Origin of the sequence: Rhodohalobacter sp. SW132, from assembly GCF_003390325.1 — a bacterium.
Classification (GTDB): domain Bacteria; phylum Bacteroidota; class Rhodothermia; order Balneolales; family Balneolaceae; genus SW132.
This window is the reverse complement of record NZ_QUOK01000001.1, coordinates 80,637-95,341: the sequence shown is the minus strand read 5'-3', so window position 1 is coordinate 95,341 and position 14,705 is coordinate 80,637. Positions and strand designations below refer to the sequence as shown.

10 protein-coding genes are annotated in these 14,705 nt (G+C 41.8%); 4 read left to right on the top strand and 6 right to left on the bottom strand.

What is annotated here, in order from left to right:
• Positions 1–134 precede the first annotated feature (134 nt).
• The 3 genes from DYD21_RS00390 to DYD21_RS00380 all read left to right on the top strand — a co-directional run bounded on the left by DYD21_RS00390 (position 135) and on the right by DYD21_RS00380 (position 4,444).
• Entirely contained in the window at positions 135–1,865 is a 1,731-nt protein-coding gene (locus tag DYD21_RS00390) for an SLBB domain-containing protein (protein WP_116030746.1), read from the top strand.
• Positions 1,866–1,876: 11 nt separating this feature from the next.
• Positions 1,877–3,103, top strand: a complete 1,227-nt coding sequence (locus tag DYD21_RS00385; protein ID WP_116030744.1) for a glycosyltransferase family 4 protein — start codon at positions 1,877–1,879, stop codon at positions 3,101–3,103.
• A gap of 411 nt (positions 3,104–3,514) precedes the next feature.
• Positions 3,515–4,444 carry a glycosyltransferase family 2 protein gene (locus DYD21_RS00380; RefSeq protein WP_116030741.1) on the top strand — a complete coding sequence of 310 codons (930 nt, stop codon included), beginning with the start codon at positions 3,515–3,517 and terminating at the stop codon, positions 4,442–4,444.
• A 90-nt stretch (positions 4,445–4,534) separates the two neighbouring features.
• Here DYD21_RS00380 and DYD21_RS00375 read toward each other — a convergent pair whose 3' ends face one another.
• From DYD21_RS00375 to DYD21_RS00350, 6 genes are all read right to left on the bottom strand, one after another.
• A complete protein-coding gene (locus DYD21_RS00375; RefSeq protein ID WP_116030739.1) occupies positions 4,535–4,936 on the bottom strand; it encodes a DUF1801 domain-containing protein in 402 nt (133 codons plus the stop codon).
• Between the two features lie 115 nt (positions 4,937–5,051).
• Positions 5,052–6,188, bottom strand: coding sequence for a M50 family metallopeptidase (locus DYD21_RS00370; protein WP_116030737.1), 1,137 nt, complete (start codon positions 6,186–6,188; stop codon positions 5,052–5,054).
• Between the two features lie 354 nt (positions 6,189–6,542).
• A complete protein-coding gene (locus tag DYD21_RS00365; RefSeq protein WP_116030735.1) occupies positions 6,543–7,628 on the bottom strand; it encodes a Fic family protein in 1,086 nt (361 codons plus the stop codon).
• Between the two features lie 501 nt (positions 7,629–8,129).
• Complete coding sequence (locus tag DYD21_RS00360; RefSeq protein ID WP_199535429.1) at positions 8,130–8,582, bottom strand: response regulator; 453 nt, start codon at positions 8,580–8,582, stop codon at positions 8,130–8,132.
• A gap of 244 nt (positions 8,583–8,826) precedes the next feature.
• Complete coding sequence (locus DYD21_RS00355; protein WP_116030733.1) at positions 8,827–12,276, bottom strand: CheR family methyltransferase; 3,450 nt, start codon at positions 12,274–12,276, stop codon at positions 8,827–8,829.
• A 186-nt stretch (positions 12,277–12,462) separates the two neighbouring features.
• The gene (locus DYD21_RS00350) at positions 12,463–12,936 is read right to left on the bottom strand and encodes a response regulator (protein WP_116030731.1); all 474 of its coding nucleotides are present in this window, start codon (positions 12,934–12,936) and stop codon (positions 12,463–12,465) included.
• 335 nt (positions 12,937–13,271) lie between these two features.
• Here DYD21_RS00350 and DYD21_RS00345 point away from each other — a divergent pair, with 335 nt between their 5' ends.
• Positions 13,272–14,303: a chemotaxis protein CheB gene (locus DYD21_RS00345; RefSeq protein ID WP_116030729.1), complete on the top strand. Its 1,032-nt coding sequence runs from the start codon at positions 13,272–13,274 to the stop codon at positions 14,301–14,303.
• The last annotated feature ends 402 nt before the right edge of the window (positions 14,304–14,705 follow it).

The following is a 14,705-nucleotide window of genomic DNA, read 5'->3' as shown; positions in this document are numbered from 1 at the left end:
TTCGTTATCTTAATCAGGCTGAATCAGGAATGAACTGCCTGCTATTTTGCACAATAAACGAACAGCAGGTGGGTTGTTCGGCTATAAAAACTCAAGAATTTCTTGCGCCATTTTAAATAATCGAGTTTAGGTTTATGCATTTTTATCGCATTCTATTAGCACTTAGCAGCTTGATTCTGCTCTCTTTTCTGTTGAGTAAGAACGGAAATGCCCAGAACGGCCAATCAGATAGATTTCAGCCCGGCACCTTTCAGAGTATTATCGGATCAGATCAGATTTACTTTGTGGACCAGGTCGGTCTTCAGCTGCTTGACCGCCAGATACCCGCCTCTGATTATCTGGAAGATGAAAATTTCCGTCTGGGTCCCCAGGATGTTCTCTCTGTAGATATATCCGGAACGGTCCCAATTAGTGCACGTGGCCTCGCCGTTAATTCACAAGGCCAGGTGTATATTCCCATGGTTGGTAATGTGGATATCAATAACCTTTCAATCAGCGAGGCGCGCGACAGGATTGAATCTGCCCTGGCTGAAGAACTGAATGAATTTGAAGTAAAACTGACCGTTGATCGCCCGCGCCGCGTAATGGTAAACGTTCATGGCGATATCCCTTATCCCGGACGCTATATCGTGCCGGCAGGTACCCGGCTCGATGCTGTGGTACACGCCGCACTGAATACCGGCTCGGTAGATCCGAACCAGGTGAACCCCGGCGAAGTTGAGCAAGCCCTTCTCTCCTCTCGAAATTATTCACTCCGCAACGTTTCTGTAACGCGTGATGGGGGCGCAATCCGTGCTGACGGAGACCTGATCCGCTATTTCCGTGACGGAGATACCGACTCTAACCCTTATCTTTTTAGCGGAGACCAGGTTCGCATACCCAGAGTATCGGAAACCTCTCCAACCATTTCTATTTCAGGCGCGGTTTATTCTGCGCATCAACTTGAATATCAGCAAGCGGATAATATTGAACGCCTCATCAGCATGGCGGGCGGTTACCTGGAAGAGGCGGATCAAAGCCGGGTGGTTATTCACCGGACAGAAGATCAGCAAACCAGCAGGCTTGATCTTGAACTGACGGATGAAAACCGCCAGGATTTTGAACTTTATCCGAATGACAGAGTCGTTATTCCATATCTCGAAGAAGATGCCCGGAGTTATTCTGCATGGGTGTACGGTGAGGCAATTCTTCCCGGAAACTTTCCAATTCAGGACAGGCAAACCACACTCAGGGAGCTTCTTGAAACGGCCGGGGGCATGACCCGCAGCGCACTGGGTGAGAGCGCCTACATTGTGCGATCTCCGGTTCAGACACGCAACGTACGACCTTCGATCGACTTTAATGTCGCGGAGCTCCAGCGAACTTCCGATCAGCTTGCCCAGGGTTTTGAGTACCTTCAGCAGGAGGATCAGCTGAATACGGAGAACCGCGTTCACGTAGATTTAACCGATCCCGATGAGCTTGAACAGACTGTTATCAATGATGGTGACCGGCTTTTTATTCCAAAAGATTTTAATTCAGTAGTACTCTATGGGCAAGTAAACAATCCCGGAACCTACTCTTTTAATGAGTCGATGGGTGTGCAGGATTATCTGCAACAAGCAGGCGGAATGACGATTGCCGCCGACACCGAGCGGGTTTTCATCATAAAATCGGGCAGCCGGGCATGGAAAAACCCGGATGAAACAAGATTACAGTCAGGAGATATCATCTATGTGGACAGAGTACCTTATGATGAACTCCAGGCATCCAGAAGTTACGATATACAGCTGAGAAACCTGAGGAGAAGCAATCTGCAGCTGGTGCTCACCACGGTATCAACAATTACCGCTGTAGTGACCACCTATGTAGCCATCAGACGTTAGGGCATGCTATTTTGAAACAAATACTATATCTGTCACAATATTATCCGCCGGAAATCGGAGCCGGCGCCGTTCGAAGCGAAGCGATTACCCGCTTTCTTTCCGGCGACGATTGGAATGTAGATGTGGTATGTGAAATCCCGAACTATCCCACCGGCAATATTCCGAATAATTTTAAAGATAAATGGGCTTACACGGAGAAGATCAGCGATACGCTTACCATAAACAGGGTATGGGTTAAGGCAAACCAGAGGCGGAATTTCTGGCAGCAGATTACGTTTTTTCTCTCTTTTATGATCAGCAGTCTGCTGTTTTGTTTGATGCATCCCAAAAAATACGATGTGGTGTACGTAACCTCTCCTCCTATTTTTGCCGGAATCACCGGATGTATTCTCTCCCGGCTGTTTGGCTCAAAGTTTGTGTTTGAAATACGGGATATCTGGCCCGATTCAGTTGTAAATGAAGAGGCGCTTGAGAACAACACACTCTTTGTAAAAATCGGCAACTACCTGGAGCGATGGCTTTATCGAAAAGCCGACCTATTGATCCCTGTCACGCCCGCATCCGAAAAAATAATTGAAAAAAGAGCGTCGGGAACCTCTACCGTCGTTATCCCAAACGGCGTGGATCTGAACCTGTTTCACAAAAAAACCGATGTTCAGAGTGGGGTTGATGAACCGATCAACCCGAATAAATTCAGAGTGGGTTATGTGGGCTCACTCGGGTTCATCCACGATCTGAATACGCTGATCCGTGCGGCAAAAATGTGTGAGACCAACCCCGATATTGAGTTTATCATTGTGGGCGACAGCGGGCGAAACAATCGGCTGCAGTATCTGCTTGATGAATATCAGCCGGCAAACGTGCAGTGGGTTGGGCTAAAGGAGCATCGGCAAATTCCGTACTATATCTCTTCGTTTGATATCGCCGTGAACCCCGTGAATAACCGGTTTGCGCTGGAGTCTATTGTGACCGTTAAGTTTTATGAATACCTGGCTTGCGAAGTGCCGGTCATCACATCCGCAAAAGGAGCCCTGAGGGTGATTGGAGAAGAGAGCGGAGCTGCAGTAACCGTTGCTCCGGGAGATGCGGATCTCTTGGCTGAAGCAATTTTAAAACTCAAAGCCGATGATCAAAAACGCCGGGCCCTTACGACGAACTCCTTCCAATTTGTGAAAGAGAGATTTGATCGCCACAAACATGCCGCGGATCTTTCAGCCCTTCTGAAAAACCTGGTTTAAGCAGTATAGGTTTGGTGACCGCCCGTGATTATTTCTATACACTGTCCTTCCCAAACAATATGGATCTTACTGATACCCGGTAAGATTCCTTGAATTACGCTGTATAAAAAACCAACGGCTCAATAAAAGGGTAGAAATACATCCCTTACAATAGAGTGAATAAGTCGCTAAGCGTTTTACTATCTCAAAATCTTAATTTGTAACTTCGGATCAATTTCATTTCATTACTGTTCGTTTTTCGGTACGGCTGCTATACCGCAAACATATCCCCACAAATAAGGGCTAAATAAATACCCAGGTTTCTTCAAATTAATACTGAAAAACTCGCTTTTTGCAGGGAAGATCATTTCAGAATCTTCAATGGTCTTTGACAGGACTAATCAAAAAAACAATCATCAGTTAATATAATACATGAAATTCAGTATAGTAACTCCCGCATATAATGAGGAAGACCGAATTGAAAAATGCATCAATAGCGTTCGTCGGCAGATATTCGACGATTTTGAAATGATTATAATTGATGATGGCTCTGTGGATGGTACCTCTGATAAGGTTAAAAAATTTACATCCATAGACGAACGAATTAAGCTGATTCAATTATCTGAAAATGTTGGCCTGACTGCCGCTAAAAACGTAGCCCTTGACCAAGTTAAAGGTGACTATCTGGTTTTTGTTGATGCAGATGACTGGATACTGCCAAACATGTTGTCAGATTTGGCAGAACAGCTTAATAATTATGTTGACATAGATATGTTTCGGTTGAAAGGAAGAAAAGTATTTTCAAGAGATGAAGATCCGGCACCTGACCCGGATTATGAAATTAGTCTAAGTACACCGGTGGATTTAATTCGCGAGAATAAAATGAGCGGATATATGCATAATTTAGTAGTCAAAAACTCTATTGTGCAATCAAACCATATTCGTTTCACTCCAGGCAGAGTAGTACTGGAAGATCAGGAATTCACCATGAAATGCATGGTTTACAGTTCGAATATATTGTACTATACAAAGAAAAATTACCTGTATTTTCAGCGGCCGGGTTCACTCAGCAATAATGTAAAAACTGAGCAGATACCTGATATCATTGAATGTGCAACAAATGTATATGAATGTGCTCAGAACAGATTTACAGGGGATAAACTTCATTCTTTTCGGGATTATACCATAATCAAATGCAATCAATTCTTGAAAGCCGTTTTAAGAGACCGCGATTTTCCTCCAGAACAGGTTAAGGCATATATGAATACATTTTTCAATAAAGTAAACCTTCCGTTTCACATTAGAGCAATGCAGTCCTTAAAATTGATACCTGTTCAAGTGGCAAAACGTGTTGGTTTTTAATTTATAATAGGAATACAGGCCTACTTTAGATTTAAGGATTTACTACTCGGACCAATCAATTTTCTACGGTCAATTCCGCGCCTTACTTTGTTATTCGCGTTTATCCAGGTGATATCGAAGTGCCATCCTGATACAAATCATCAACTCTTTTCTGGGGATTGGCTCATTAACCGGAAACACAACTGCCCGCTTTCCTTCAAACGAAAGGTCATCCCCAAACATGGTTCTGAAAGTATCAATCAGCGTAGTATTACAACTGACATACATACCTACTTGCTCAGGACTCTTAGATTTCCAGTCGATTCGTATTGTCGTTCCAGTTTTCTTTTTTGAAGGTAAATAGGCCGGCTCACCCCATTTTAACGTCTCGTTTAGTTTCCCCACACCATCAGTAGTTTCTGCTACTTCAAAAATTAAATCGCGAAGGTTTTGCATCTTCGGTTTGATGTAATCGGGATAAGAATCAAATTTTTGTGCGACTTCGCTATCCATACTAAAGTTTTACAGTCAGGTTTATCTGGTTAATTTATAAAGCTTCGTTCTAAACACTAAATAAAGGTATTGTAACCAATTTTTGAAAATATCGTCATAAATTATTCAGCCATCTTTAGTTAGCCACAACCTGACCTGGAAGATCTCCCTTTGCAAGTTGTTTAAGAATCTCCTTTTCATAAATGATACCTCCTTTGTCCATTGAATGATCCGCAACTTTAAGCCCTTGCTTTGCACGTGCCATTCCTCTTTCTATTTCACCATTAATAATCAAAAGTGCAGATTCAGCTCTCGCAATTGTTTGATATTCTACAAAACCTTTTTTCCCTTTTTCAAAAAACGTTTTTGCTGTTTTGGAATCCCTGCGATAGGCTGCGCTGATAAATGCCTTTTCAATAAACACGGTTCCTTCTAACAGGGTGTTACTGTTCTTTTCAAGATCTTTAATCAGTGAGTTTAGAATAACTTCAGCTTCATCAATTTTCTTACTATCGAGATGATAATAGACAGCAATTAATCGGGCATTAAGTGCTTGAGTGCTGGTTTTTGATGCAGCTTTCAGTAAAACAGAATCCAGTAGATTTTTATCAATATCACGGGGGCGGGTGCCGTTCCAGATTGTAACAGAAAGCGACATCGTTTGCTGTTTGATGGTCGCCTTTTCACCGCCTCTATAAAGATCAAGAATTTGATTACCGTCACTTTCAAATACCTCACTACCTGTTGGAATGATGGAAGTAAAGCCTATCACAAAACTGACAAAACCAGTAGTATAGAGTGCATATAAAGCAACATCAAAACCGGGTGATTCAGTTGAACCTGCGAACCATAAAAGGATCAACATTGTGGTGATTCCCAATGTAAAACTTGCCACCGGGCCTCCTGCGATATACCAGTACATTTTCGAATTTTCGGGGGATGATTGACGTGGCACCATCAGGGTTAGCCCACCTCCAGTATTCAGATGCTTGTTAATGCCGGGTCGAATTTTATCGCCAATTTTCTGAATTTTAAATGGTCCAACGGTAAGCATATAAAATGAAAAACCAACCATTTTTCCGGCGATGAAATGCCCTATTTCATGTACTAAAACCACTATAAAAATCGCCGCAATTAGAATAATAATTACTTCAGGCCAGCTCACCGACTGAATTTGAAGCAGATCCCGCAAATAAAAATAGAGTGCCATTCCACCACCACCTGCAGCTGCACCAATCAGGAATTGAATAACTATTTTGGAAATTTTTTTCATTTATTTTGATGAACTCACACTTTGAAAGCTTTATATATTGATTTAATGAAGATTTCTTGGTTCTCGGCGTTTGGTTTTTCATCTTCAAATATTTGCTTCCAAATATTCTCTAATCTTTTACCTCCAGGAAAGTCAACAGGTGATAGTGGTTTTTAAGCAAATCGATAAAAAAAGTAAAAATAATTTTACCTTAGCATTAGAATGCTCAAGCATTATCTGCTTGGCACCCACTTTTTATTATTCATTGACTCTCAATTATTTAGATTTTACACAGACAACATCCTGTCTGCCATATTCAAACTTTCTTTTTTTTTAGATTAAGAGATCCCATAGTCAAACAGGGTGGAATAAAGGTTACTTGATGATATCCAACAGGGCATCAAAGGCATAAACCTGGTTTCTTTTCTTTCCAGTTATTTCTCTGATTATTCCGGCAGTTTCAAATTTCTTTGTCAAATTATAGATGGTTTGTGTACTGGGTTGTTCAAGTTTTTTTTGGATGTCCTTAACAGAAATAATAGGTCTTTCGAAAAGTAAGTCAAGAAACAGCTGGGCATATTGAGAGTTCATGGCTACAATTTCCTCTTTTACCTGTCCGTACAAATCGTACATGCTCACCACTTTTGCCTGCATCTGTATGGCTGTCTCTTTCACTGCAATCAGGAAAAAATTTACCCAGACATCCCAATCTTGTTCTCGGTCAACGAGCCGCAGTGCATCATAATACTCCGACCGGTGCTGTTCAAAATAATCACTAATGTAAAAATAGGGGTAGGGAATCATCTCATGTTCATACATAATAATAGGAATCATAAGTCTTCCCACCCGGCCATTACCATCCATAAAAGGATGAATCGCTTCAAACTGATAATGAGAAATAGCCACCTTTACTAGCAAATCCAGTTCAGAATTATGCACAAATTCTACCCAGTTCTTCATCAGTCCTGTGATGTCATTCGGTTTCGGGGGGATGTATGCGGCCTCATCTAAATTCCTGCCGGGTTTACCTAAATGAACGGCTGTTCTTCTGAAATTGCCGGGATCTTTTTCTTTTCCCCGACCCGAAGAAAGCAGGGTGTGGTGCAGGGCCTTAATCAGGTTTTCACCCGATGGTTTTTTCTTGAGGTAATCAATTGATTCGTAAATAGCCTGCCGATAATTTAAGACCTCCTTAATCTCAGGATCATCTTCCTTTTGGCCTTCGGCTTCATAACGCAAGATCTCCTCAACAGTGGTTTGGGTACCTTCAATCTTTGAACTGGCTACTGCTTCCTTGTTCAACAACGGGCCCACAATCAGGTTCGGATTAATCACATCCCGATACATTCTGCCCTTTAGTTCTCCAATGGCATGATAGGCTTCCGTAATTAATTTCAGCGGAGGCTGTACCTCCTCTTCGGGAGGCAGCAGAGCCAGATTGTGGTACTTTATATTCTCCATATTCTAACGTGCTGGATTATACTATTCCTTATTCTAATATATACCGTTTAATTAGAATAAGAAACCATATATTCCAATGGGCTGGAATAATAAAACTGTATGTACTATTCTCACAATTGAGATTATGTGAGCCTCCTTATTTTGTAAAACGCTCGTGGTTAGAATGACTAACCTCCGATCCTGTTAAAACACAATAGTTTACCCAATAAAAACAATTGTTTAACACCCATGGCATTTCGGGTTTGGATGTCCAGGTGTTGGGATCGGCACCTATTTAAGGCTGGCTGTCCCTGGGGAAAGTCTGACCGTAACCCGCATTTCTTACACAAAAAAATTGAATGATGCTATCTATATGATTGATAATCCTTTGATCTATATTTTCAGACCAATTCAATAAAAGACTCTGTCCAACGCTCAGAAATGCGAACTAACACAGCCCACTGTAATTCTTTAATAAGAACAGGATTTTAAATAAGCGCATAAAGAATAGGGTATCGAAAACTAAATTTTAAGTACAAAATTTGACCTGTCGAATTCAGAGTTCAGGTTCAAACGAACAACGGAAAGAGATTTTTTCAATACTTTTTTTAGTTCACTATAAGCAGCCGGTTTGGTGATGTAGATATTGGCTCCGTGATAAAATGTATCATCGATATCCTTTTTAGATGTTGACGTAGAGTAGATTGCAATGGAGATATCATTGTACTTCTCATGGCTTCTGATCTCCTTCAGGCATTCTACACCGCTCATATTCGGCATATTGAGATCCAGAAAGATAATATGGGGGAGTGGATTATTTTCGGTTGTCAGGTAATCCATCAGCTGTTTACCATCATTCACCATCCGGAGGTTGATATTCCTGTCCATCTCACCCAGGATCTCTTTGAAAATAAGCCTGTCGTCCTCATCATCATCGGTTAGAAGAACGTGCATTGGAGTTTTATGATTTTTCATGATTTCGCTAATGTTTGAGTCTCTGCCGGGAGGTAGTCCAAAAAGGGTGTGAAAGAAGAAACTCATCTCCAACTCTGTCATGCCGAACCCCGATCCGGCATCTCCGGCCTGTATTGGGGGTAGGAGATCCCGTCCTGACGCTTCGGGATGCGGGATGACACTCTTATCGGACAGCTTCAATGTCAACTCTCAGATCAATTTATAGTAAGAATTTAAAAAAGAAGAGGCTCAATAAAAGCAAAATCTATTCAGCCACTGAAGTACCCGAAACCGGAATATAAATATCAAATGTTGTTCCTTTGTTCGGCGCACTATCAACAAATATTTCCCCATTATGATGGGTCACAATTTTTTTCACAGTTGCCAGCCCGATTCCCGTACCCGGATATTCATTTTTTGAATGAAGTTTCTGAAATACCTCGAATATTTTTTCATTGAATTTTTCCTCAAATCCGATACCGTTATCAGTAACTGAAATGTGGCAGTATTTTTGATCCGGAGACAGGTCTTTTGCCTTCAGTTCACTGCCATCTACAACAGTGCTTTTGATCTTTATGTGCGGTTTTTCTCCCGGTTTTGAAAATTTGAGCGCATTGCTGATAAGATTGTGCATCAGTTGCCGGAACTGAAAGACAATGACATCTACCTCACACATTTCTTGCAGCTCAATAGTGGCTTGTTTCTCTTTAATAACGTCGTTGAAGTTTGTTAAAACCTCTTCAATAATAGTGCCCAGATCCACGGTTTCAAACGTTCTCTCTGACGTGTTGAGCCGTGAGAACGCAAGCAGATCATCAATAAGCTTCTGCATCCGTTTTGCAGCCCCCTGCATTACATTGAAATAGGTTTTCCCCTTATCGGACAGGTTTTGATTCTCTTTTTCGAGTACCAGGCCTGCAAAGGTTTGAATTTTTCGGAGCGGCTCCTGCAAATCGTGGCTTGATATATAGGTAAAAGCTTCCAGCTCTTTGTTTGTTTCCACCAATTCCTTGTTCATTTCCCGGAGTTCTTCAATAGCATTTTTTAACTCAACCGTCCGTTCTTCTATTTTCTCTTCCAGTTCTTTGGTATGTTGCTCCTGAATTTTGCGGCGTTTTTCTTTCTCTTTTACCTGTTCAGTAATGTCTTCTACTGACAGGAGGATCAGGTTTTCAGATTCATCATCTTTGGCAACTTCACGGGCGTTCAGCAACATGTGAAGTTCCCCAATACCCGGGAAGTTGTGAATAACTTCATAATCAACAACAACAGGGTTTTCGGGAATAATATCTTCGAGCAATTTTTTGATCTCAGGGAAATCCCACATCTTATCCCCGAGATCATAAATCAGTGACCCAACGGTTTCCTCTTCTTTAAGCTTAAATTGTTTGTAAAAGGCGTTATTAACCGTTCTTATCCGCAGATTTTTATCCAGCACCAGCAGCGGTTCGCGAATGTTTGCGACAATAGATTCGGAGTAATTTCTTTCAGCCTCAATCTGTTCATTTAAGCTGCTCATCTCCTGGTTCAGGACAATCAGCTCTTCATTTGTGCTTTGAAGTTCCTCCTTACTTGTTTCTAACTCTTCATTTAAACTCTGGAGCTCTTCACTGCTGCTCATCAGCTCTTCGTTGGCGCTCTGGAGCTCTTCGATGGCAACTTCCTGATCCTCCGTGATGTTACGCATATCCTCCCTTGTATCAACCAGCTCCTGCTCTAATTGCTGAATGCGAAGATTTTTATCGGTATCCGGCACTTCGTCTGTTTCTGCGCCTTCCGTTTCAGAACCCTGTCTGTTTTTTTCTGAAGAGGTATCGTGAAACAGTATTAAAAAATGTGGTTCTATGGTATTGGGAAGCGGAATAGCCTCGATGGAGATAGAGTGAAGCTCATCATTCAGCTTAACCGGGATGTTCTCTTTTTTTACTTCTTCATGCCCCTGTTTTGCTTTATGCAGAACATTTCGAAGTTCAAAAGCCAGGCCCGGAACGGCCAGTGTCATTAGATTATGGCTCGGTTTCCCGGACGATTGCTCTAAATACGGGCCCGTTTTGCCCCGATACTGTACAATATCCATCGCTTCGTTTACCACTACACCGGCAGGGGTGTAATTTTTGAGCATATACTCATCAGCCGTTTTTTGGAAGTCGGGACTCTTCTTTTCCGCAACTTCGCTTTTTTGCCTCCGATTATAATCAAGCTCCGATCTCCGGTTCACCACCTGAACGAACTTACTGGAAGCCTCTTTACGTGAATATATTTTGTCACTTTTGGCAACTTCAGAAAACAGGTCGGGTACGCCACTGGTTGTTTCTGATTTGCCGAGCAATAATATCCCGTTTGGGTTTAGCACATAATGAAACGTGGTGAGTGCTTTTTTCTGTAAATATGGCTCAAAATAGATCAGCACATTACGGCAGCTTATCAGGTCAATTTTGCCAAATGGCGGATCTTTCAAAAAATTATGAACGGCAAAAACACACATGTCCCGAACCTGCCGGTTTACCTGGAAATTTCCATTTGAATTGGTAAAGTACTTTTTGATTCGTTTTTCAGAAACCCCTGCCATTTCCGTAGCCGAATAGGTGCCCAGGCGAGCCTTATCGATTGCGGATTCGCTTAAATCAGATGCAAAGATCTGCACTTTTTTTCCAGGGGTTCCCACAGAACGCGTCTCCAACAGTTCCCTAAACAAGATGGCCAGAGAGTAGGCTTCCTCCCCCGTGCTGCAACCCGCTACCCATACCCGGACGGTTTTATCGTCGGGAATTCTGTCTATTAGATCCGGCAAAAATTTGTCGGATAGATTTTCAAATATTTCCGGGTCACGGAAAAATGAGGTAACCGGAATCAGAAAATCACTGTACAATGTATCCTGTTCCTCTTTGTGTTTTCTTAAATATTCGAGATAGGCGGAAACCTTTTTGATTTTGTTAATCGCCATCCTCCGAAGAATTCGCCTGCGGATTGTGGTCTGTTTGTAATAGGTAAAGTCCGTGCCCTTTCGAACTCGTAACAGGGTGATAATTTGCATGAAGTCACCCTCATCATCCCTTTCTTCGGGGGTCTCTAAAGCATCGCCGGTTTTAATAAAGTGCTTAATCTCGAGTAATTTTTTCGGGATCTCTTCCGGCGGGAGTACAAAATCAACGACTCCGGCCTGAATAGCGCTGCCGGGCATTCCGTTGTATTCTGCCGTCTCTACATTTTGCGCAAAGGTAATGCCCCCGCCATCTTTTATGGTTTTTAACCCTTTCGTGCCATCCGATGCCGTACCTGACAGCACCACCCCAATGGCGTGTGATTCATAAACGTTAGCAAGTGCTGAAAATAACAGGTCGATGGGAAGAACACGTTCTGATTTTTTCTTTTCGGGCCGATCTGTGAGTTGCAGTTTGCCATCTGATACACTCATCAACTTATCACTGGGCATCACATAGACGTGGTTGGGCTCAATTGTACACTCCTCTGACATCTCCACTACAGGCATTTCTGTCTCTTTTCGAAGTATGTCGGGCAGCAGGCTTTCGTGATCCGGATCTAAATGCTGTACAAATAAAAAAGCCATGCCGGGCTCTTTCGACGTGGCTCTGAGTAATTTTTTGAATGCATTTAACCCCCCGGCTGATGCTCCAATAGCAACAACAGGGAATAAATCTTCAGATTTTATACTCTTTTCTTCGTCAGTTGACTGGGTATCTGACTTTTTAGCCATTTTTATTAATCGTACGTGGTTTAATTCCAAGGCTGTCCATAAAAGCGTTATCTCGCATCCCGAAAGCGTTCGGGACTTGATCACCTATTGTTGATATAGACAGGAGATGCCGGATCGGAGTCTGGCATGACTGTAATATTAATATTCACCTATTTCAACGCCCTTTTTGGACAGCCTTGAGGTATTTCAATCAGTAGTTAACATAAAGCTTTCTTTGCCGGGAAGATCCAACTCCTTATCTGCAACTAATTTAAGTGATTTATATATCAGTTTTTTAAGTTCCAGATAATTAGCCGGCTTACGGATGTAGAAGTGTGCCGCATCTTTGAACACCTGCTTTATCATTTCACTATTTGTAGTAGTGGAAAAAATAATCACCGGCAAATCCTGTAATTTGGTGTCCCTCTTTATCTCTCCCAAAGCTGCAAACCCGTTTTTTCGGGGCATATTCAGGTCCAGAAACAGGGCATCAGGCAGATTGTTTTTATTATCAGTGAGCCATTCCATAAGTTCATCACCGTTATTGAACGTAATGAGATCAACAGATACCGGGAGTTCGTCTATAACCTCCTCAAACAGGAGTCGATCATCATAATCATCTTCAGCCAGGATTATGTTTAGCTTACGGCGGATTGGTTCAAATCTATTTGCATTTTCCATGATTTAACGTACTTAAAATTGCGAGTGTATTCAATCTTATTATCATTCAAAACGTAGCTTAAACGGTCATTGATTTTTCGTGAGTGTAATTCTCACCTAATAAGATGCAGATAATGTGACTTTCGTGGTTACAAATTCCCACGTAAAAGTTGCATTAATTACAGATTGGTTCTAAATAGTCCTTTAATCGTAACTAAATGACTAATTTGACAATTTTAGTTACTTGAAATGGACAGTGTACTTTAAAAAAGCTGAGCATAAATAGTTGTGGTATAAAAGAGAATAAATTACAATTCACCTGAGTTATCAGCATTTAACTTTAATAGATTTAAATAATGACAAAAGAGAGCAAAACGAAAAAGCCTGACCCTGTTTCCCGGATCGTTGTAATTGGTACATCTGCAGGAGGATTGAAGGCATTAAAAGAACTTATCAGCCAGCTGCCTAAAGACTTTCCTCTCCCGATATTGATTGTCCGGCATATTTCTCCTGATGCTACAGGAAATGTAATTTTAGATGAGCTCAATAAACTAAATAGCGTAAAATGTCAGCATGCAGAAAACGGGACTAATCTGAAACCCGGACATGCATTTATGGCGCCATCCGATCATCATTTGTTGATAGGAGAAAACCTGAAAATGCTGGTGACAAAAGGAGCCCACGAGAACAGATCGCGACCTGCTATTGATCCGTTATTTCGGTCAGCTGCAGTAGCGTTTGGGACTGGAGTTATCGGAATACTGCTGACCGGCTATCTTGATGATGGTACATCGGGAATGAAAGCTATTAAAAAATGTGGCGGAATCTGTATTGTTCAGGATCCCGACGAAGCCGAATATCCTGACATGCCAAGAAATGCCCTGAATAATGTAGAGGTAGACTATTGCCTGCCTATTTCTGAGATGGGGCCCCAACTATACAAAATTATCCCACAGAAAATAAAAAAGCGAAAAACTGTTCCGGAAGATATTTTAATAGAAGCTGAAATAGCCGAACGGGTGTTAAGTGATTTGTCTTCTGTAAATAAACTGGGCGAACAGGTTCCATTTAACTGTCCGGGCTGCGGTGGTGTTTTATGGAAAGTTGGAAAGGATAGCGACTTACGATACCGCTGCCATACAGGGCACGCATATACGGCAGCGTTTCTTTTGGCGGAGCAAACTCACCAAATTGAAGAAACAATGTGGACTGCGCTGCGGATGTTTGAAGAGCGTAAGAACCTTCTGACTGAAATGGCGCGAGGGGAAAAGGGCGTTGGTTCTAAATCAGCACTTGAACGAGCCGAAAAGTCACAGGTTCATATCGACCGGATCAGAGATATATTGAAAACTGCTGATATTGACAGTGACAATGATATGCCTACCTGAGGAAATTACTTTTCTTAAAATGCGTGGTTTAATGCTCCTAAACAGGTTCTTGATTTCAGAAAGCCCATGTAAATGATGAATATCGAATATCAAACACCGAATATTGAAGGATCTCATTCGAAGTTTGGTTTTAGAAGTTGTCACCTAAACTTCAAATTTTGATAAGGGTTTTGTCAACTGTTGCCCCAATAAAGTCCCGGAACAATACTGTCCGAAACATGTAGATGATTCATCCAATAACTTCACCTAGGTTAATTCAGAATAGATATCAATGTAGATTGAAAATCGATCCCCTTCTTTTTTAATGCAGTGTTACAAGGATGAACTCGCTGATTCCCGAAAATTTTCTGCGCATTTCTGCGATAAACTCAGCGATAATCTGCGAAAAGAAGAACAGATTGC